Source organism: Cyclobacterium sp. 1_MG-2023, assembly GCF_030546805.1.
GTDB lineage: Bacteria > Bacteroidota > Bacteroidia > Cytophagales > Cyclobacteriaceae > Cyclobacterium.
On record NZ_JAUOPC010000001.1, the window covers coordinates 247527 to 271017 of the forward strand.

General features: G+C 36.9%; 11 protein-coding genes. 4 read left to right on the forward strand and 7 right to left on the reverse strand.

The window, feature by feature from the left end:
- Positions 1 to 14: 14 nt before the first annotated feature.
- The gene (locus tag Q4534_RS00920) at positions 15 to 2006 is read left to right on the forward strand and encodes an LruC domain-containing protein (protein WP_303611283.1); all 1992 of its coding nucleotides are present in this window, start codon (positions 15 to 17) and stop codon (positions 2004 to 2006) included.
- Between the two features lie 198 nt (positions 2007 to 2204).
- Here Q4534_RS00920 and Q4534_RS00925 read toward each other — a convergent pair whose 3' ends face one another.
- The 4 genes from Q4534_RS00925 to Q4534_RS00940 all read right to left on the reverse strand — a co-directional run bounded on the left by Q4534_RS00925 (position 2205) and on the right by Q4534_RS00940 (position 13238).
- Positions 2205 to 3881, reverse strand: coding sequence for a SusD/RagB family nutrient-binding outer membrane lipoprotein (locus Q4534_RS00925; RefSeq protein ID WP_303611284.1), 1677 nt, complete (start codon positions 3879 to 3881; stop codon positions 2205 to 2207).
- 18 nt (positions 3882 to 3899) lie between these two features.
- Positions 3900 to 7289, reverse strand: coding sequence for a SusC/RagA family TonB-linked outer membrane protein (locus Q4534_RS00930; protein WP_303611285.1), 3390 nt, complete (start codon positions 7287 to 7289; stop codon positions 3900 to 3902).
- Positions 7290 to 8175: 886 nt separating this feature from the next.
- Entirely contained in the window at positions 8176 to 9852 is a 1677-nt protein-coding gene (locus Q4534_RS00935; protein ID WP_303611286.1) for a SusD/RagB family nutrient-binding outer membrane lipoprotein, read from the reverse strand.
- A gap of 11 nt (positions 9853 to 9863) precedes the next feature.
- Positions 9864 to 13238: a SusC/RagA family TonB-linked outer membrane protein gene (locus Q4534_RS00940; protein ID WP_303611287.1), complete on the reverse strand. Its 3375-nt coding sequence runs from the start codon at positions 13236 to 13238 to the stop codon at positions 9864 to 9866.
- 1841 nt (positions 13239 to 15079) lie between these two features.
- Here Q4534_RS00940 and Q4534_RS00945 point away from each other — a divergent pair.
- Together Q4534_RS00945 and Q4534_RS00950 are read left to right on the forward strand one after the other, a co-directional pair.
- Positions 15080 to 16882 (forward strand): sensor histidine kinase KdpD, encoded by a 1803-nt coding sequence (locus tag Q4534_RS00945; protein ID WP_303611288.1) that lies wholly within the window; start codon positions 15080 to 15082, stop codon positions 16880 to 16882.
- Between the two features lie 133 nt (positions 16883 to 17015).
- On the forward strand, positions 17016 to 17777 hold the full coding sequence (locus tag Q4534_RS00950; RefSeq protein ID WP_303611289.1) for a GDSL-type esterase/lipase family protein: 762 nt from the start codon (positions 17016 to 17018) through the stop codon (positions 17775 to 17777).
- A 44-nt stretch (positions 17778 to 17821) separates the two neighbouring features.
- Here Q4534_RS00950 and Q4534_RS00955 read toward each other — a convergent pair whose 3' ends face one another.
- The 3 genes from Q4534_RS00955 to mnmA are packed head-to-tail and all read right to left on the reverse strand — an operon-like array spanning position 17822 to position 21286.
- Positions 17822 to 19318 carry a M28 family peptidase gene (locus Q4534_RS00955; protein WP_407933565.1) on the reverse strand — a complete coding sequence of 499 codons (1497 nt, stop codon included), beginning with the start codon at positions 19316 to 19318 and terminating at the stop codon, positions 17822 to 17824.
- A gap of 26 nt (positions 19319 to 19344) precedes the next feature.
- Positions 19345 to 20070: a pseudouridine synthase gene (locus Q4534_RS00960; protein ID WP_303611291.1), complete on the reverse strand. Its 726-nt coding sequence runs from the start codon at positions 20068 to 20070 to the stop codon at positions 19345 to 19347.
- A gap of 1 nt (position 20071) precedes the next feature.
- Positions 20072 to 21286, reverse strand: a complete 1215-nt coding sequence (gene mnmA / locus Q4534_RS00965; RefSeq protein ID WP_303611292.1) for a tRNA 2-thiouridine(34) synthase MnmA — start codon at positions 21284 to 21286, stop codon at positions 20072 to 20074.
- 119 nt (positions 21287 to 21405) lie between these two features.
- Here mnmA and gndA point away from each other — a divergent pair, with 119 nt between their 5' ends.
- On the forward strand, positions 21406 to 23304 hold the full coding sequence (gene gndA, locus Q4534_RS00970) for an NADP-dependent phosphogluconate dehydrogenase (protein ID WP_303611293.1): 1899 nt from the start codon (positions 21406 to 21408) through the stop codon (positions 23302 to 23304).
- Positions 23305 to 23491: the final 187 nt, after the last annotated feature.

Consider the following 23491-nt stretch of genomic DNA (forward strand, 5'->3'; position numbering starts at 1 on the left):
ACAGCCCTAATATTATGAAAAAAATTAAATTAAATTTATTAACGATTATAGTTTTATCGCTATTAAATGGTTGTAATCTTTTCTCTCCCGAAGACAAGGTAGATACAGATGGCGATTTGTTATCCTTGAGCATTCCATCAGGGTTTGATTTCAGTACATATCATGATGTGACCATCAATATAGAAGACGATGGCAACTATGCGAAATATGAAATTTTTGCTTATACAGAAGATTTATATGATGCAGGCACTGAAACATTTGAAGATGAGTTTGGTGAAACTGTCACAGAAACCATCTACAAATCTGAAGTTATGGAAAAGCTACTTTTTACCGGTGTCCCTAATGATGGTGTGTTGGAGCAAACAATTAATTTGCCTAAATTTTATGATAAAGTATATATCCGCAGAAATGAGAATTTAAATTACTCTTCAACTATAGAGGAGATTGTGGACCAAAAAGTAAATTTTTCATTTAACAATTCAAATCCAAATGAAAGAACTTTGGCGGAAGGGGATGTTACCGATTATTTATACTGTGTCAATGGAAATGGACAGTTGTTTCAAGTTGACCCGTTAACAGGTGATTTAACAGATTTGTCAACTATGCCTATGGGAAGTTACACCTGTGCCATAGACCAAGAAAATAAGGTGCTGTATTCGATTGGTAAATCTAAACCTTACCCATTAATGAAGTATTCGATAGTGGATAATAGTTGGGAAACGGTAGCGAATCTTGGTATGGGAGGTCCTAGATTGGATTTTAACACTAAAGACGGTTTGTTGTATTTTTCTGATAACAGCGCCAACCTTTTTGTATTTGATCCTGCTACCGGCGAAAATTTAGATAAAAAGAGTATTCTAGGACTTCACAATACTACTGGTGGGGATTTAGCATTTGCAGAAGATGGAACACTTTTCATTTGTACATTTTCTGGTTTATATGAGTTGGAATTAAATGATGATGGAGATTATTCAAGTACTAGAATCAGTGCCGATAATTTACCATTTACCCCAACCTCAATGACCTTTGATTCTAACAAAGAATTATGGTTGGCTGAAGCCTCCTCAAGTGCAGATTTGATTATAATGGACACAGAAACAGGTGGATGGGAATACAAATATGGTGCAAGGGCCAATAATGGTACAAGTTATGGAAGGAAGTTAAATGACCTAACTACATTTAGGGTGTATTCCGATGTGGTTGATGAAACGGATTCGGATGGTGATGGCATTAAAGATTCTGATGATGCTTTTCCAGATGATGCAGATGCTGCCTTTGAGTCTTTTACTCCGAGTAAGTATGGTAGAGGTACCATTGCTTTTGAAGATTTATGGCCTTCTTCCGGTGATTACGATTTTAATGATGCTGCATTGAGTTATCAAGCCATCGCAATTTTAAATTCAGACAATCTAGCAGTTAGGTTGGAGCTTATTTGTAATATAAAAGCCAATGGGGCGGGCTATACCAATGGCATAGGCTTTGAAATAGAAGGTCTTAATCCTTCTAAAGTGGCGAGTGTTACAGGTACAGTATTGAATCAAGGTTATATTACGACCAATGACAATGGTACCGAGGCTGACCAAGAGAATACCGTTATTATTTTAGCCGATGATGTCGACAATTTATTGAACGAAACCACAATAACGATTAGTTTTGTTGAATCTATTAGTACCTCTGAACTCGGTGTAGCACCTTTTAATCCGTTTATAATCATAAACAAGGAGAGGGAAAAAGAAGTACATCTACCTTATAAAAGCATTACCAGCTTGGGCAATCAAAGCTATGTATTCACGGGGGATAACAAAGACATCGATGGGAATTTTATCTCTGAAAATGGCTACCCATGGGCAATAAGCATTATTCATGATTTTAAAGTTCCCAAAGAGAAAGTGGATATTACTTCAGCTTATAATTTCTTTGGAGCTTGGGCGGAATCTGGAGGAACTGCCTATGAGGATTGGTACAAAGATAATCCCGGAAATAGGAATGAAGATTTAATTGAATAGGGAGATTATTATTGTTTAATATCACCGCAAACACCTTGAGAAGATCATCTTCCAAGGTGTTTTTTTTGCAGTAACTAAGTTAATCTTAATTGTTGTTTTTGACTTTATCCCTTTAAGCGTTTATACCGAAACTAAAAAAAGGTTTACCGAAATTACTTTTAGTAAACCTTTTTAATTTAGTTGGTGGTTAATAGGTGTTTAATAAGGTAAGCCTGTTCCTTGCAATAACCACATTCTTGAGCGGGTATCATCATTTGATGGCACCTGAACAAATTCAGATTTCTCCAGTCTCTCTACCGCTTCATTGTATTTCTCAACATACTGAGGATCGGGAGGGTTTGGTGAATCATAATGGTACCTAATTGGAATAGCAGGCTGTGCTGCATCATATGGTGGTACAAAATCCGGATAACCTGTTCTTCTCCAATCAAACCAAGGCTCGGGCCTAAAAAACATAGATATGTATTTTTGAGTCATGATGCGCTCATGTTTATTGGTTGCCTGATTCAAGTCAACATCTTCCTGACTGTAAAATTCATTAAAATCAAAACCTCCTACATAGTCACCAAATATTCCCCATTCATCCATGGAAGCTTCAATAGCCTTCTTATAATGACCTTCTGCATCACTGACTCCAAATGCCCCAATTTCTGCAGCTTCTGCCAATATAAATTCAACTTCAGAATAGGTAATAATATCCATACCCACATATTCATTAGCATTTTGGAAATAAATATCGCTAAGACGACTATTAAATGGAGTAGTTTTGGGCTCTACTGATGTAGCTTGAGGACCCGCATTATAGGCTGTCCATGAGGCCTGACTACCAACCGGTAATCCAACATACAGACTAGTATCCAGGTCATCATACCCACTAGGGTAGGGCAACACTTCAACAGGGAAAGTCTGTCCAAGAGGATCCGTATATTGGATTGTTGTGGCTGTAGCAATATCCATATCCCATTTCTTTTCAACAGGCCTTAACCACCTATACAACCTGGGATCGTTTTGGTCTCTTAAAGAATTAAGAAAACCTAAGCCCATTCTTCTAGCATAAGTTAGTTCAGAAGCCCTGAATGGGCCCCCTTGAAAAGAAGTAGCCGCAGAATTTCCAATATAATCTAGAACAGCATTGTCTTCACTACTAGTAAAAACATTTTGAGCAGCATCCTGAAATTCAGCATCTATATCAACACTTAACTCTCCTTTTTTATTGTTCAACAACAAACACATTCTGATTCTAAGGGAGTTAATAAACTTTATCCATTTATCTTTATCTCCATTGTAAAGCAAATCATATCCATCCAAAACCGGCACTTCATTGCCGGAAATTCCTTCAATCATATTTTTTGCTGTTTTCAAATCCATCAAAAGGGTTTCATAAATCTCTTTCTGCTGATCATACTTTGGGAAAACAATTCCTTCCTCCAGCTGATTCGTTTCTGAAAAGGGAGCATCTCCATATATCTTCGTAACTAGGTCGGTTAATGTAGCCCTATATACCAAAGCTACTGCCTCAGTAAAAACGTTTCCTTGCTCTTTGCTGAGGTCAGACATGGCTTGAACATCCACTAAATTAGAATAAATACTTGCCCAAGGACTACTTTGTCCCGGCGTCCAATAAAGTGCATTTAATTCCTCCGATTTATAACCATCACCAACCTGGTAATACTGCAATAAGGAAGGGATCCTTGAACCCCAATAACCCAGCCCGCTATAAGTACTAGCCAAATTATATGTGTTTGTAGTTAATAGAAAGTTTGGATCAACTTCGTTTACATCGTTAGGACTTACATTCAATTTATCAAAATCACTACATGAGTTTAGGATTGGAATGAATGCAATGGATAATATTATTATTATAAATTTCTTCATGATCAATATTTATTACAATTAAAACCCAACATTTAATTTCAAACCTATGCTACGGGTACGTGGAATCACCGAGTAAAACTCATACCCAGGTTCATTTCTATTTCCTACGGCGGTGTAAGCAGTTTCAGGATCGATGAATACATTGTGTTTTGTCCACATGAATACATTTTGACCTAACAAAGACAAAGACATGTTTTGAAGTTTCATCTTATTTACTACAGCTTTTGGAAACCTATAAGTAATGGATAACTCTCTTAACTTCACATAAGTTGAACTGTACAAGTTAGCTGATGCTAAATATCTATCAGCGCCTTTTTGTGCATTATACGGACTTAACCATATTGTTCCCGGACCACCAAAATTCTCGATATAACCACCTTCACCATCTTCTCTAACGCCTACATCAAAACTGGCATCTTCTACATAAACTTTTACCCCATCAGCATTTATATAACTTCTGGCTTCTCTTTGTTCCTCTGTTGGCCAAGGAAAACCTCCCAGTTCAGCATCTCGACCTCCAACCCATTCATGTGAAAATTTCTCAGGGTTATCTTTGATTTGCTGTACGATATCTATGTTAGGATCATAATCTACACTACCATTAATATATTCAGGAAATCTACCATCATTCTTACCTTGCCTCAAAGTCTCTGAATAAAACTGACCTCCTGATCTCCAGTCAAAAACTGCAGCAAAGGTAAAGTTTTTGTATTGTACAGTTGGGTTAATACCCAATACAAAATCAGGGTTGTAGTTACCTATTTTCTCAAAATTCTCAGGATTTTGATCTCTTTCAGGCTTACCATTGCTGTATATAATGGCATGACCATAATACTCAGAATTTGGATCTTCCACTTTAAAATAAGGCGCTTGATAAATATCTCCTACCTGATCTCCCGGATAAGTATAGAAATAAGCGTATCCTTGGCTATAACCAAAATATTCAACCCCATCAGCTAGCTCTACAATGGTAGTTCTATTTCTAGTGAAATTTATTCCTAAATCAAATGAAAAATCCTTTTTTCTAACAATAGAGCTACCTAGCGTGATATCCCAGCCATTACTTCTTACCAAACCTGCATTGATTAGTTTGCTATTTGCTCCTGAAGTAATTGGCGTATTAATTCCAAGAACCTGATTTTCATTATCCATGGTATAGTAGGTCGCATCTAACGATATTCTGTTATCGAAAAGTGACAAGTCAATACCAACTTCTTTGGATGTAGCTATTTCAGGTTTTAGCTGAGCATTTTTAGCAACCTTGTCAATACTGGCCCGTTTAGTATCTCCCCAATCTACACCAAAATTATAATACCTTTGGAGCTGATAAGGGTCTACATCGTTACCTACCTGAGCATAACCTGCACGAACCTTGGCAAGGCTAACCCAAGCCGGCATGTCAAACATTTCATTTACTAGCACACTTAAAGAAGCTGAAGGGTAGAAATAGGAGCGGTTTTCTTTGGGCAATGTACTTGACCAGTCATTTCTAGCCGTAAGATCAAGATATACCGTATTTTTATAGCCAATAGAGGTTTGAGCAAAAAGGCTGTTCACTTTCTTTTTACTCAAAAAGTTATTATATATTACAGAACCAGGGCCTCCATTACTAATGGTATACAAGCCTGGAATAACCAGATTAGTTGTTGAATTATGAATATTTTCCTGGTAGTTGTACCTTAGGTTTCCACCGGCATTGGCTTGTAGATCAAAATCTCCAAATGTTTTGTTATAGGAGAAAAGACCTTCCCAGTTTTGTTCCCTAAAACTGGAATTTTGAATATCGTAGTTTCCCTTAGGCATACTATTTGTGTCCCAAGGCCTTTGATTTACTGCTCTTTGGTTCAATTGACTTCTTAAGTACCTAGCTGTAAAACGCAAGTCCTTAGCGAACTCATAACCCACTTGTATTTTAGTCATGGCCTGAACGCGATCAAAACTGGTTGTGGCCAACTCTTGCATCAGATAAGGGTTGTTCCACCTTTCCTTCCAGCGGGTTTGAACGATACCTTCTTGGTTTGGCATCCACCAGGTGTCCGGATTGCTATAAAGTGACATGTCCACTTGTGGTCCAACAGTTAAAATAGCTCTTGTTGGGGTAAGAAAACCATCATTGGTATTTGGCCTATTGCCTGAACTTGACTCATTCAAAGAGGTCATTACAGTCACTTCCAATTTATCCGTTAAGTGCATGGTTCCATTGATGCTGATGTTGTTCTTTTTTAAGTCCACATTTGGCATAATGCCTTTATTAAGGTAATTACCCATAGAAACGCGAAAGTTAGCCTTGTCATAGTTTCCGGTAACACCTACATTATTTGCCTGAGTCCAGCCGTTTTGATAAAAATCCTGCTGACGATTTATATTATTTTCATAAGAAATCAATTCGCTTGGACTATCCTGGTTTCTTTGTTGGGCGATAAAACCATTGTCTAACTTAGGTCCCCAGAATTCATAAGCATCATTTTCAAATACAAAAGCTCCTTCTTGGCCTGAAGCATACTCAGTTTGAATAGGAAGATAGGCATATGGAGTATCCATAATGAATGATGAATTGAAATCTACACCTAGCCCTTTTTTCTGATCTGAACCTGATTTGGTTGTAATAAGCACGACACCATTCGCTGCCCGTGAACCATAAAGGGCCGCAGCACTAGGTCCTTTTAAAACTGACATTGATTCTATATCTTCCGGGTTAATGTCTGAGATAGCATTGCCAAGGTCAGCCTGATTAAATAGGTTATCCGTAGTGTTATAAACCGGCACACCATCAATTACGAACAAAGGTTGATTGTCGGAGTTTAAGGATGATGCTCCTCTAATCACCATATTCATAGAAGATCCTTTAACTCCGTAGGTTTGAGAAATTTGAACACCGGCTATCTTTCCTTGCATGGAGCTAAGTACACTAGCCTGAGGCGTTTTATTCAAATCATCACCATTAACTGTACCTACTGAATACCCCAAGGATTCTTTCTCACGAGAAATACCCAAGGCTGTGATGACCACCTCATTCAATCCTACTAAGTCTTCTTCCAAAGTAATATTAATTATGGACCTAGACCCTATGCTCACTTCTTGGCTCTGATAACCTATATAAGAGAACTGAAGCACTTCAGTATTGGAAGGAACGCTAATGGAGAAGTCCCCATCTAATTTGGTTACGGTACCGTTTGAAGTCCCTTTAGCTAAAACTGCCACACCAACTAGTGGAAAACCTTCTGAATCTGTTACAACTCCGGTAATCGTATTACCTTGAGATTGACCAATGCCTGTATTTTGGGAATAAGTAATTGTACTAAAGAGCATTGCAGTACTTAATACAAACAAAAACAGACCTAACTGCAAAATCCGTATTGTTTTATGGGGGAGACTTACTAAATCTCTTTTTAATAAATTTTCTTTCATTTTTTTCGATTTTAAATAAAATTCAATTGAAACCGAGCTTTTTTTTAGTAATTCTCGGTTGCCATTACTATTTGATCGTTTGTTTTAGTTTATTTCATAGGCAGACATTATGGGGTTAAAATTGATTAAGGAATATTTTTCAAATGTTATTAATTGGTGTTGATTCTTTGGTTTATAGTCAAAGTCTTTCTTCACTTTTTCTTATTAATAGCGAGCATTATTGGGTGATAATGGAGGCTAAAATAAGATAAGTAGTAGCAGTTATTAATTTAAGAAACAGGTAGAAAATACTTTGTTAGTAAGGCAATTCAAAATAGTATTGCTTACCATCCCGGCATCTCAATTATTATTGGATGTCAGGTGGATATAGTAAATTTGTAGGTTCATCACCTACCTAAAAATAGTTGGTTTATTGTCTGTAATTCTGATCTATGCTCAAGCTATGTGCACAAAACAGTTTTAAATATTATGCAAATTTATATAAAATACAAATGTATGACATATTAAATGATAAAATTCAGAATAATTTATTACTTGGTCATAGCTAGGCAAAGGATTAAAATAATCCAATTAATGATGAAATTTGAATAGTTGGAGTAAATAATATTTATAAAATTGAATGGGGAATTGTTAATAATTTATAGTTAATAGCAGAATCAAAAAAATAAATATTATCTACTAAGAATAGATAGAAGCCTTGAAAACTGGTATTTGAGAGTAAGATGGGGGCCAAATATTACCTAATTCAGTAATATTTTTATTTTTTTGCAATTGAATGATTTGTTTTTTTGGTCCCACCAAATAAAAGAAGGTTTACCGAAATTGCTTTCAGTAAACCTTCCAATAAATAGTTAATGCTTAAAAAATGGTTTCCTATTTTATAATTTTAATAAGGCAGATTGGTGCCTTGAAGTAACCACATTCTCGAGCGGGTATCATCATTTGTAGGCACTTGTACAAATTCAGATTTCTCCAATCTTTCCACAGCCTCATTGTATTTTTCAACATTTTGAGGATCCGGAGGGGTAGGAGTATCATAGTGGTACCTGATAGGAATGGCAGGTTGTGCTCCATCTACAGGAGGTACAAAATCAGGATAACCTGTTCTACGCCAATCAAACCAAGGCTCAGGTCTGAAGAACATGGAAACGTATTTTTGCGTCATAATGCGCTCATGCTCATTGGTTGCTTGACTTAAGTCTATTTCTTCCTGGCTGTAAAATTCTTCAAAATCAAATCCTCCTACATAGTCACCGTATATACCCCATTCATCCATAGAAGCTTCAATCGCCTTTTTGTAATGACCTTCTGCATCACTGGCACCAAATGCCCCAATGGCCGCAGCTTCTGCCAAAATAAATTCCACTTCTGAATAGGTAATAATGTTCATGCCAACATATTGATTGGCATTTTGAAAATATATCTCACTGAGACGACTATTAAACGGAGTAGTTTTGGGCTCAACAGATGTTGCTTGGGGACCTGCATTATAAGCTGTCCATGAAGCTTGGCTACCTACAGGTAATCCAACGTAAAGGCTAGTATCCAGGTCATCATACCCACTAGGGTAGGGCAATACCTCAACAGGGAAAGTTTGCCCCAATGGATCGGTATATTGGATCGTTGTTGCTTCAGCAATATCCATATCCCATTTCTTTTCAACAGGTCTTAACCACCTATACAATCTAGGGTCGTTTTGATCTCTTAAAGAATTAAGAAATCCTAAGCCCATTCTTCTGGCATAAGTAAGTGCAGAAGTCCTAAAAGGTCCTCCTCGAAAAGAAGTTGCCGAAGAATTCCCTATATAATCTAAAACAGCATTGTCATCAGTACTCGTGAATACATTTTGAGCAGCATCTTGGAACTCCGCATCTAAATCAATACTTAGTTCATTTCTTTTGTTATTTAATAACAAACACATTCTGATTCTGAGCGAATTAACAAATTTCACCCATTTATCTTTATCTCCGTTGTACAATAAGTCATAGCCCTCTAATACAGGAACTTCAGATCCGGGAATCGCCTCTATCATATTTTTCGCTGTTTTCAAATTGACCAAGAGGGTTTCATAAATCTCTTTTTGCTGGTCATATTTAGGGAAAACAATTCCTTCTTCCAGCTGATTGGTTTCTGAAAAGGGAACATCACCATAAATCTTTGTAGCTAAATCTATTAGTCCGGCCTGATATACCAAGGCTACAGCCTCAGTAAAAACGTTCTCTTGCTCCACACTAAGGTCAGCCATGGCTTGGACATCTATTAAATTAGAGTAAATCGATCCCCACGGACTACTTTGGCCCGGCGTCCAATACAGTGCATTAAATTCCTCAGATTTATAACCATCACCCACTTGGTAATACTGCAATAAGGAAGGAATCCTCGAACCCCAATAACCAAATTCACTATAAGTACTAGCAAAATTATAGGTATTGGTAGTCAATAGAAAGTTTGGATCAACTTCGTTTACATCATTGGGACTTACATTCAATTTATCAAAATCACTACAAGAGTTTAAAATTGGAATGAATGCAATGGATAATATTATTATAATAATTTTCTTCATGATCAATGTTATTAAAAACCAACATTTAATTTCATCCCTAAGCTACGGGTACGTGGAATCACCGAGTAAAACTCATAACCTGGTTCATTTCTATTTCCTACGGCAGTGTAAGCAGTTTCAGGATCGATGAATACATTGTGCTTGGTCCACATAAATAAATTTTGTCCTAGCAGGGATAAGGACATATTTTGAAGGTTAAATTTATTTACGATAGCCTTAGGAAATCTATAGGTTATGGAAACCTCTCTTAACTTCACATAAGTTGCACTGTAAAGATTAGCAGATGCTAAGTATCTATCCGCTCCTTTTTGGGCATTATACGGACTGAGCCATATTGTTTCAGGACCTCCAAAATTCTCAATATATCCACCTTCGCCATCTTCTCTAACGCCTACATCAAAACTGGCATCGTTTACATATACTTTTTCTCCATCAGCATTGATATAGCTTCTGGCTTCTCGTTGTTCTTCGTTTTGCCATACAAAACCACCATATTCAGCATCACGTCCACCAACCCATCCATGGGAAAATTTCTCAGGGTTATCTTTGATTTGCTGTACGATGTCTACATTGGGGTCATAATCCACACTTCCATTAATGTATTCCGGAAACCTACCATCATTCTTACCTTGCCTCAATGTCTCTGAATAAAATTCACCTCCTGATCTCCAATCAATCACAGCAGAAAAACTGAAGTTTTTGTATTGCACATTAGGGTTAATTCCCAATATAAAATCAGGGTTGTAGTTTCCGATTTTTTCTAAATTTTCAGGATTTCGATCTCTTTCAGGCTTACCATTGCTATATATGATGGCATGACCATAGTATTCAGAGTTTGGATCTTCCACTTTAAAGTAAGGTGCTTGATAAATATCTCCTACCTGATCTCCCGGATAAGTATAGAAATAAGCGTACCCTTGGCTATACCCAAAGTACTCTACGCCATCAGCTAGCTCTACAATGGTAGTTCTATTTCTAGTGAAGTTTAATCCTAAATCAAATGAAAGATCTTTTTGTCTGATGACAGAGGTTCCTAGCGTGATGTCCCAACCATTACTTTTTACCAATCCTGCATTGATTAATTTACTGTTTGCCCCTGAGGTAATTGGTGTACTAATGCCAAGTACCTGGTTTTTATTATCCATGGTATAGTAGGTGGCATCTAGTGTTAATCTATTATTGAACAAAGACAGGTCAACACCAACTTCTTTGGAAGTAGCTATTTCAGGTTTTAGCTGAGAGTTTTTAGCAACTTTGGCAATACTGGCTCTTTTGGTATCTCCCCAATCAGTACCAAAATTATAATACCTTTGAAGCTGGTAAGGATCTACATCATTACCTACCTGAGCATAACCTGCACGAACCTTGGCGAGGCTAACCCAAGCCGGCATCTCAAACATTTCGTTTACCAACACACTTAAAGAAGCTGAAGGGTAAAAATACGAGCGATTCTCTTTTGGCAATGTACTAGACCAATCATTCCTGGCCGTCAGGTCAAGATATACCGTATTTTTATAGCCTATAGAGGTTTGAGCAAAAAGGCTGTTCACTTTCTTTTTACTCAAAAAGTTGTTGTAAATGACCGAACCCGGTCCACCATTACTAATGGTATACAAGCCGGGAATAACAAGGTTAGTGGTCGAATTATGAATATTCTCTTGGTAGTTATACCTAAGGTTTCCACCGGCATTGGCTTGAAGGTCAAAATCCCCAAAGGTTTTGTTATAAGAGAAAAGGCCCTCCCAGTTTTGTTCCCTAAAGCTGGAATTTTGAAGGTCGTAATTTCCCTTAGGCGCACTATTTGTATCCCAAGGCCTTTGGTTTACTGCTCTTTGATTCAATTGACTTCTTAAGTATCTTGCTGTAAAACGCAAGTCCTTAGCGAACTCATAACCCACTTGTATTTTAGTCATTGCCTGTACACGATCAAAACTAGTTGTGGCCAACTCTTGCATCAGGTAAGGATTGTTCCATCTTTCTTTCCAACGGTTTTGAACAATACCCTCTTGATTGGGCATCCACCATGTTTCCGGATTACTATAAAGGGACATGTCAACTTGTGGTCCAACAGTTAAAATGGCTCTTGTTGGCGTAAGAAAACTATCATTGGAATTTGGCCTGTTACCTGAGCTTGACTCATTCAAAGAAGTCATTACAGTCACCTCCAATTTATCCGTTAGGTGCATGGTTCCATTGATGCTGATGTTGTTCTTTTTCAAATCTACATTCGGCATAATACCTTTGTTGAGGTAGTTACCCAAAGAAACGCGAAAGTTAGCTTTCTCATAGTTACCGGTAACCCCAACATTATTTACTTGAGTCCAACCGTTTTGATAAAAATCCTTCTGACGGTTTATATTGTTTTCATGAGAAACCAATTCAGCCGGGCTATCTTGGTTTCTTTGTTGGGCAATAAAACCATTGTCTAACTTAGGTCCCCAAAATTCATAAGCATCGTTTTCAAAAACAAAAGCCCCTTCTTGACCTGAAGCAAACTCAGTTTGCACAGGAAGGTATTCATAAGGATTGTCAACAATAAATGATGAGTTGAAATCTACTCCTAAACCTTTTTTCTCACCAGTACCTGATTTGGTTGTAATCAATACTACGCCATTGGCTGCACGTGAACCGTAAAGAGCGGCAGCACTGGGTCCTTTTAATACAGACATGGATTCTATATCTTCCGGGTTAATGTCAGAAATAGCATTTCCAAGGTCAGCTTGGTTAAATAGGTTGTTTGTAGTATTATAAACGGGCACACCATCAATAACGAACAAAGGTTGATTGTCTGAGTTTAAAGATGATGCTCCTCTAATCACCATGTTCATAGAAGAACCTTTAACTCCGTAGGTTTGAGAAATCTGCACACCTGCTATCTTTCCTTGCATTGAACTAAGGACACTAGCCTGTGGTGTTCTATTTAAATCTTCTCCATCCACTGTTCCAACGGAATATCCCAAGGATTCTTTTTCACGAGAAATACCCAAGGCTGTGATGACCACTTCATTCAAACCAACTACAGCATCTTCAAGGGTTACGTTGATTATGGATTGTGATCCGATGGATACCTCTTGAGCTTTAAAGCCAATGTATGAATACTGAAGCACTTCGGCGTCGGCAGGAACTTCAACGGAATAATCACCATCAAGCTTGGTTACGGTACCGTTGGTAGTCCCTTTGGCTAGGACCGCTACGCCTATAAGTGGAAATCCCTCCGAATCCGTTACAACACCTGTGATGGTTTTGTTTTGAGACTGTTGAGCAAATACGCTATTACTTTTTAATAATACAGTTTGTAGTACTAACAGAATCAAGCACAACCGCAATACCTGATTCGTTTTATAAGGAAGACGGGTTAAATCTTCACAAAATAGATGTTTTTTCATTTTTTCTGAATTCTTAAATAAAATTATTATGACTCTTTGCGCTTTTTATTCGAGCGCTAGATAATAGTTATTTCAATTTGTTTGGTTTTATGTCATAGGCTGATTATTATTTTTTTTAAGGTTAATTTGTTAATACTTTATCAGGGATAAAGGCCGAAAGGGGGTGAAAAATTTTGACCATCTGATTAAATTTTCGGCAAGATTGTAAATACAAAATCAAATGCAAGACCTGATTTCAGGATTTCTACAATCATCATTATTTGATAATATTTGAATAATTTTTTGTTTAAATAAGAGAGCTATTTCGTGAAAATTGGCTTGGTTTGTTAATAAAATAATAGCACCATTTATTGAGGAGTATTAAAAACTGTTTTTTTCTTAAATGAGGCTTTATACCAATTTTTAGATAGGATTAGATGCTAAAATCTTATCTTTTAGAAGGGACTTAATCAAAAAAAATATGGCTTTTCTAGTTTAAACTATTTTGTTGATAATTTAACCTAGGGTTGTTTACTTGAAAAAAGATGTTTGATTGGGAAGGTTCAGTTAATGCTTTTCCATAGGGAAATGGTTCTTAATTCACTAGTTGGCTGAAAAATGTTAAGCTATACCATATAATAACTAGACATAGTTTTAAATTTTACTTTAAATTGTAATTAGAAAATTTCAAATTGATTTTAGTAAGAAGTAACCTCAATGGATTGATAAAAGAATTAAAAGGATGGAATGTAGGTGAATGGTTTTATTTTTTATTGACAATATTTTCAATGGAAATACACAGGAAAAGGAAACGCTTTTATTTTTCAATGGTGATTTTAACCCAAATACAGAGAATATTGTATTTATAGGTGAGTAATTATAAACCTGGGGTGCTTCTATAATTAAAGGCGAAGTTGACTTTTATCACCTGTTTTATTCCAGGTGACAAGTTGATTTTTATGCTTGGCTGACATTTTCTGAGGTTGCCCATGCCACCTCCAATAGCCCTAAAGGATCAGAAATACCCAGACACTGTATTAAAGGGTAGGGGAAAAGGGTGCTGGGATGTCATTACAGCACATCATCCTAAAATAAAGCATTTTGAATAAAAACATATTTCTACCAATTTAGGCGAGATAGAATATACAGATGAAGATCTATTAGCTAGCCACGGTAAATCTTTGGATCAAAGTTTATTGCGTAAAACCTTAAGGGGAAACCAAAGTACCGGCATTGCCGTTTCTACTTCACTGGTAGGTTTGGTTTATTATGCTGATAGAGTTAATTGGGAGAAGCCCTCAAACTTCAAGTTGCTTAATAAAAAATTAGCCCTAGCTAATGGTGATTATATTCGACCTGGCGTAATGAAAAGGTCTTTCGTTTATTATGAAAGCAATTTTCCCAAAAACTTTGTGTTTAGCAGTGAAAAAAGGAGACCTATCATACACAGGATTTTTACCCATTACATTTGACTAAAATTTCTCCTTTTGGAAATTCACACTAGATTAATTGGTAATTCAATTTTAAAAGGAATTGTCTTAAAATAATCCAAATTAAATCTACTTTCGCATTAATATTATAATCAGTTTTTGGCTTATACAGTGTATTTTTAGATGAAAAATTCTTACCTTGCCTTCATGCTTAATTTAATTTTTACCCAATAATTTATTGCTCTTCGTTTTTCTAGTCATAAAAAGCATTTAATCACCTATTACAAGGCTTATTCTTTAGATTTACCCCTTAAACTAACCTGAAAACTACCAAAGAGTAAAGAATGATTTACTAATGGTTAAACTTTAATTTTATCTCTTTTAGCCTCCGAAATGGAGTGAAATACAAGTATTTGTAAAATAATATTTTTCATGAAAAAAATACTATCTTTAAAAAAGCATGAATACTTATTGATGGTAATAAGTTTCCTTATTGCAGTTGTTTTAATTATTTTCAGTTTAAAAGAATTAAAAAGTTTTAGTATTCAATCGGCAGAAACATCCCTAATTACGGTCAATAAATCCTCACATGAGGCACTTAAACAATGGATGCAATTTCGAAAAAATAATATTAGAAAGTTAGGGAGCAATGCGTTTTTAGTTAATAAAACAGAGGAAATCTTGGATCTTCCTCAGGATTCATCTGCCTTGATATCTTCCCCTATAACCTCCGAATTACGAGCATTTTTTCAACCTATTTTAGATTTAAATGAAGATTTAGGAGTGTTCCTAATATCTCCTAATTATATAAGTGTTTTTTCAATGAGGGACTCCAACACGGGTAGTTTTAACCTTATTGCAAAAGAAAGTAAATCATTGTTAGATAAAGTGCTGTTTGAGGGTGAAACTATCCTTGTTCCACCCATAAAGTCTGATGTAGCCTTGGAAAGCAAATACACTGAGGACAAATGGCATACCATGTTTTTGCTTACTCCAATTTATCATCAAGAAAAAATCATTGCAGCATTTGCCATTCGCTTAGATACTCAGAAGGATTTTTCTAGAATACTTGAGATGGGTAGGATTGGAGAAAGCGGGGAATCATATGGTTTCAATAGTCAAGGAAAAATTGTTACCAATAGTCGATTTGAGGAAAAACTTGAAGGCATTAAAGAATTTAACCTTGAGCATCGGCTAGAAGATGAAGTAGATTCAATTATGGGTAGCCAAGAAAATAAATTCTCCCCGTGTAAGGGTTATGTACTCAGTGAGATTGAAGATGATCAGGGTGAAAATATTTATGAAGTTTGCGTTTGGGATGACACTTTAAATATGGGGGTGGCTACGCGAATAGATTCTAAAGAGGCATTGAAAGGTTATCTTTTTATGCGTAAAATATTGATACTCATAATTGTAGGGCTTTTTATAATGGGTTTTATCATGATCAATATTATTGTGAACGCCAGACAAAATGAGGAAAACATTTTAAAAGAGAACAAGCGGGAATTGGAATATATCGTGGAAGAAAGGACCAAAGAGTTAAAACATAATATTAAAACAAAGGATAAATTTTTCTCCATTCTTGCTCATGATTTGCGAAGTCCCTTCTCAGGTTTGTTGGTCTTATTGGACTTGTTATTGAAGAATCCAAAGTCTTTTTCAGAGGAGGAAAAAACGAATATGCTTGAGGAAATTTTTAAATCAAGCGAACAGCTTTTTAAGCTCTTAGAAAATTTATTAAGCTGGTCTCGTTCTCAAACGAATGAGATTACATTAAACCCGGAAAAAGTTTCAATTCACGACCTTATTGAGGTGAATTTTAGCTTACAATTACAAAATGCAAACAATAAAGAAATAAAATTAATCAATGAAATTGATAAAAGTTTAAATGTTTTTGCAGATAGAAATACCATAGATACTGTTTTTAGAAACCTAATATCCAATGCGATAAAATTCACAAACCCGGGAGGAAAGGTTAAAATAAAATCATCTCCCAATAGGAAAATGGTGAAGGTATATGTACAGGATAATGGGATAGGTATTCCTCAAGAGAACTTAGAGAAGCTATTTAAAATTGAAGAAAAAATATCAACTAAAGGGACCAATAATGAGGAGGGAACAGGTATAGGCCTTGCCCTTTGTAAGGAGTTTATCGAATTGAATGGTGGCAAGATTTACGTAGATAGCAAACCTGAAGTTGGAACCGTATTTATCGTAGAATTACCCAATGTTTGATAAGGTTATTAAATTGTAATGGTATGGCGAATTAGCTTTGTTCGTTTAAAAGAGTAGAGTGTTAGCTTTTGTTTTTAAATATTTGTTGTAAAATTATAATATCTTTAAAGCTCATCAAAATTCAAAATACGGCATGTTGAAACCTTTAATCTATATTATTCCTGCGCTTTTTTTATTGGCCTGTAGCCCAAGCGAAAAAGATAGCTCAAAAATTGAACATGAAATAGCAGAAAACCTAGATAACCCAGCTGCCATGGCTCAAAAAAAGGAGGATGAAGGATGGCTTAAACGACACCAAACCATCCTAGATAGGCGTACTCCGGAAGCCAAACTAATTCTGGTTGGCAATTCTATTTTCCATTCCTTAGATAAAGATGATCGAAACAAAGTGTGGGAAAAATATTTGAACCCGTTTCAAACAATCAATATGGGGATATCCGGCGACAGAACCGAAAATGTAATCTGGAGGTTGGAAAATGGTTTACTAGAAAATATTAACCCTAAGGTTGCTGTCGTTTTGATAGGAACCAATAATACAGACGGCAATCATTACCTAAGCATAAGTACTCCGGAAGAGCTTGCAGAAGGGATCAACAAAATCTGTAGTTTGATTTCAGAAAAATTACCTGATACAGAAATTTTATTGATGGGGATTTTACCTTATGGCTATAAACCCAATCATAGAGACAACATCAATAAAGCCACCAATCGATTGATTTCTAAGTTTCCTAAGGATAATTCCAATATTCATTATATCGATATTTCAGAAGTATATTACAATGATCAGGGAAAGGTCATTCGTGAATTGATGCCCGATTTCCTACACCCAAACCCAAAGGGACATGAATTGATGTTTGAAGCCTTATATCCTAAAATTATGGATTTGATGAAATAAATTGTCAACCTTTGATCATTTCCTTCCAATAGAAATCCGGATGATCAATTTCCGGAACCATATAAAGTATTGGCAGCTTCTTCATATTTATCTCCGGATTTCCAAAGCGGTTTTTCCGGATCATTGGCAATTTTCTCAGCTGAAAGAATATAAGTTTTCCAGTATTTGAGGGCGTAATCCAAATCAAAATTATCTACCTGATCAGAAACTTGATGGTAATACTTTCCTATTTCCGCGTCGAATGCAGTAAACCCTAAACTAAAAGTAGGGGCCGGGATACCTTTCTTGGCAAAACTTACATTGTCTGAGCGGTCATATAAGCCCTGTTCCGGTGAAGGGTCGGCAATAGCTTCCAAACCAAAGTCTTCTGCAGCAACTGAAATATGATGATCTACTGAGGACCTTCCTAAGCCTATGATGGTTACCAAGCTGGTGTCGTTATAGCCACCATTGTCTATATTAAGATTGAATACTATATTTTTTAAAGGCAAAGGAGGGTTGTCGGCAAAATAAGAAGAGCCTAGCAATCCCTTTTCTTCGGCAGTCCATGCACACAAAAGAATCGATCTTTTAGGAGGATATTCTCCAAAATAATTGGCTGCTTGGATCAAAGCTGCTGTTCCTACTGCATTATCCCTTGCCCCATTGTAGATGGAATCTCCTTCAGCATTGGGCTTGGTTACGCCCAGATGATCGTAGTGGGCTGAAAGCATCACATATTCATTCTTTAATTGTGGATCGGTTCCCTCGATAACAGCAACCACATTTCTTCCCTGAATTTTTCTATTCCGCTTACCTTTAATTTCAATTGACATTTCATTTTTGCCGCCGGCAATGGATTTTATAATTTCCCCCTTCAGGTCTTTCATCCAAAGGTAAGGTAAATCTACATCGTTTTCAGGGTCTATATCTAAGGTCAATTGAGATTTATTAAGGTAATTGACCAACATCCTCCAAGGGGTAGTAGGAACATTGTACATTTCTATTAAACCAATGGCCCCCTTGGATTTGGCCAGCGCTAGTTTCTCTCTCCCTGCTTTAAAAAGTGCTGTAGGTGTAAGCCTATTCGGTGCACCGACCCTAACCACTACCCATTTTCCTTTGACCTCTTTATTGGCATAGTCTTCTTCAAAACCATAGCCGGCGACCACCATCTCATATTCTCCGGACAGGTCCTTTCCACCCAATACCAATAGGTCTTCTCCATGTTTAAACTTGGAACCTTTCCATTTTAAATCCCCAACAGTAGGAGGTGAGGAAGACACAAAAGGTACATATTGGTAATAAGCATTCAATGAAGAAAGCGGATTGGCACCATATTTTTCAAATTGATTGGCAATATAATAGGCTGCAATATCAATTTCAGGACGCTCCGGGTCCCTACCTTTCAATTCATCTGAAGCAAGAAATTTGAAATGAGACAGTGCCTCAGCTCTTTCAATGACTTTATCAATTTGAGTTTTTTGTGCCATGCCTTGAAAACTGACTATGGCGAATAAGAACAAAAAAACTATAGATAGTGAATGCTTAAGGTTTGTCATAGGTGTTTATTCAGGTTTGCTTACAATTATACTAAATGATTACTTATTTCCTTCTCAGGCCACTTAAATTCTGCCATAATCCTACGGAAATGTAAAGGTGTATTGGCATTTATGGTAATTGTTTCATTAGAAAATGGTTGGTGAAAAGACAATTCCCAAGCATGCAAAAGCATATTTTCAAGTTGAAATTGACTGGTAAAGAACTTATTTTGCCTATTGTCACCATGTGTGGTATCCCCAATAATATAATGCCTTAAATGTGCAAAATGTCTTCGGATTTGATGCATTCTTCCGGTATGGGGATAAACTTTTGCTAAAGAATACCTGCTACTTGGATATCTCCCGGTGGAAGCAAAAGGAACTTCACACTGATTTAAAGCCCAATATTCCGTTTTAGCTTCCTGAAGTACAAATTCCAAATCTTTGGCCAAGGGATGATCTATCATACCATGAGCTTCAGGTAAATAACCTCTTACCACTGCCAAATAATATTTTTTTATACTATTGTCAATAAATTGAGATTGGATGGCAGAGGCAGCTTGGGCACTTTTCCCAAAGAGCAAAACTCCGGTAGTCGGCCGGTCAATTCGATGCAAAGGATAAACCTTGTAGCCGACTTGATTTTCTAAGATTTGTACGGCAAACAAAGCCTCCGGATCTTTTTCCAAAGGAGTTTTATGAACCAATACACCGGCCGGTTTATTGATGGCGATGTATTGATTGTCCTCATATACAATTGGGAGTTGTTCCATCTTAATAAATTACACCGGACCCAATGGTTTCTTCTCCCTCGTACCATGCAACAAACTGTCCGGATGCAATTCCTCTTTGTGGATGTTCAAACAATACATACAAACCATTTTCTTTCATAAATAGAGTAGCCTTGGAAAGGGGTTGCCTGTATCGGATTCTGGCAGAATAGAAAGCTGTTTCTCCCACTTTCAATGTTTTATCGGGCCTGATCCAATGTATGTCTTCCTTTTTTACAAAAAGCCCATAACGTAAAAGACCGGGATGGTCTTCTCCCAAACCCGTATAAATAATATTTTCCTTCGTGTCTGTAGCAATCACAAATAACGGTTTCCCTGTACCTCCCACATTTAGGCCTTTTCGTTGTCCGATGGTGAAGTAGTGCGCTCCGTTGTGTTCAGCTACTTTTTCACCCATGCTTGCATCATATTTTAATGGATAGCAAGTTTCATTCAATTGGCTACTATCCAGATCTTCTAAGGCGATCCCTGCCGGAATCCCCTTATTGGCATAAACAGGGGATTCGGCCGGTACAACGAGAATATCACCCTTTTTTGGTTTGAGTTGCTGCTGCAAAAAGTCAGGCAACTTCACTTTACCTATGAAGCATAAACCTTGGCTGTCTTTTTTCTCCGCCGTTATTAATTCTTGTTCTTTGGCGATCGCCCTAACTTCTGCCTTCTGCAAGTGACCAATGGGAAAAAGCGCCTTACTCAATTGTTCTTGATCCAATTGACAGAGGAAATAACTTTGATCCTTGTTGTTATCTGCTCCGGCTATCAACCTGTACATGGCTTTGCCGTCAACACTTGTTTCTTCTTTTTGGCAATAATGGCCTGTGGCCACAAAATCAGCTTTTAGCTTCATTGCAGCTTTTAAAAATATGTCAAATTTAATCTCTCTGTTGCAGAGAATATCCGGATTTGGTGTTCGTCCTGCCTGGTATTCCGAGAACATATAAGCCACAATCCTGGATTTATAGTCTTCACTTAGATCTATCGCCTGAAAAGGAATGCCCAACTTTTGAGCCACTAACATGGCATCAGTGCTGTCTTCAACCCAGGGACATTCATTAGAAATGGTTACCGATTCATCATGCCAATTCTTCATAAACATACCTATTACCTCATAGCCTTGCTCTTTTAACAAATAGGCGGTAACGGAACTATCTACGCCTCCTGAAAGGCCTACTACTACTCTTTTTTTACGCTGAGTCATAATTTGTATTATCCTTGAACCCAAATTCTATTGATAACAAACAAAATAAATGATATGGTTCAAATCGTAAAATTACTATTTAAAATGGTTTGATCCGGTTGAATTTCATAATTTCGTTTATGATTATAATTGTTTACGGGGTAACAGGCTGTGGAAAAAGTACCATTGGAGAATTATTGGCAAATAAAATGGGAATTCCTTTTCTTGATGCAGATGATTTTCACCCCAAATCCAATAAAACCAAAATGAATGCCGGCAAGCCTTTGGATGACGAAGACCGCATCCCTTGGTTACAGAATGTTGCTAAGAAATTGGAGGATGCTGCCAAAGGAAGAGGAGCTGTTTTGGCTTGTTCGGCATTGAATGAAAAATACAGAAATATTTTAAAAGTAACATCAAAAATAGAATGGGTGCTTTTAGATGGCAGTAAATCTATAGTTGAAAAAAGATTGGGAGAAAGGGTAGGGCATTTTATGAATCCTGCCTTACTGGCTTCACAAATGGAAGCATTGGAAGTTCCTGATTATGGTTTAAAGGTGGCCATCGATAGTTCGCCGGAAATAATTGTTCAAAACATCATCAAAAATTTTAAGAAAATGGAAAGTAAGTCCGACTTTGGAGTGATTGGTATGGGAGTGATGGGCAAAAGCCTAGCGCTAAATTTGGCTGATAATGGGGTGGAGTTATCCATATACAATAGATATGTTGAGGGAAAGGAAGAAGGCATAGCTGCAAAAGTTTTGGAGGAAAATCCGAATTATAAAAATATTAAGCCATTTGAAGAAATTTCGGCATTTGTTGCTTCCCTTTCCTCGCCCAAATCCATATTGTTGATGATTCCTGCAGGAAAAGCAGTGGATCTCCAAATTCAGGAACTGCTTCCCTTATTGGATGCGGGGGACATTATCATTGACGGTGGAAATTCATTTTATAAAGACACCATTCAAAGGTCCGCCTTACTAAAAGAAAAAGGGATTTTATTTGTGGGAACAGGAGTTTCCGGAGGTGAAGAAGGTGCGAGAAGAGGACCTTCAATAATGCCGGGAGGAGATAAGGAAGGTTATTCTAAGATAAAAGGTTATCTAAAAATGATTGCAGCCAAGGATTTTCAAGGCAATCCTTGCGTTACCTATGTGGGCCCCGAAGGTGCCGGTCATTTTGTCAAGATGGTACACAATAGCATAGAGTATGGAGAAATGCAGGCCATTGCAGAAGTCTATTTTTTAATGCGAAATTACTTGGAGTTAGATCCGATCAAAATTGCTGCCATTTTTGAAAAATGGATGGACAGTGACTTGAGCAGTTATTTATTAGAAATCACCATTGATATATTGAGGAAATATGAGGATGGAGAACCATTAATAGATAAGATACTAGATCAAGCAGCTCAGAAAGGAACCGGAGGATGGTCATTAAACACTGCTTTGGAATATGGCGTGCCTTATGGCGTGCTAGGGGAAGCTGTGATGGCCAGGAATCTTTCAGCAAGGAAAGGACTGAGGATGATTTCATCGGGACTTTATGATCTTGAAAGGTTCCCGGGAATAGAAGATGTTGACAACTTTTTAGACAAATTGCAGGCAGCTTATCAAGCGACGAGAATCATTAACCATGAAGTTGGTTTCTCACTCATGCTGGAAGTTTCAGAAAAAAATCAATGGGCTTTAAATTTCTCCGAAATAGCCAGGATTTGGACCAGTGGTTGTATTATCCGTTCAAAGTTAATGGAAGAATTGGTGGATATATTTGAGGAAAGTAACCATATTTTTCTTAATTATGAAGCCATTACCGCCCTTAAAAGTTACCAAGGTGATTTATCCTATGTAGTAGGTCAAGCCTTACAAAATGGATTTGCAGTTCCTGTTTTATCCAATGCCATTAACTATTTGCTAGGTGTAACCACTGCTAATTCGCCGGCTAATTTAATTCAAGCACAAAGGGATTATTTTGGGGCCCATACTTACCGAAGAAATGACAAAGACGCAGACCAGGCTTTCCATACCAATTGGAAAGAGTAAAAGAACAGCTTTTATTCAAATGAACAAAAGGATAAAGCCTATCAAGGAAAGGGTAATGCTAAAAATGCAGAAGGCTTTATTTTTAAGTGCAATTGAAACAAAACACATAACTGTAATTGCCAAATAGCATAAACCATTTAAACTTGTGGAAGCAAGGAAATGTTTGCGCCCACCAAGTTCTTGGAGA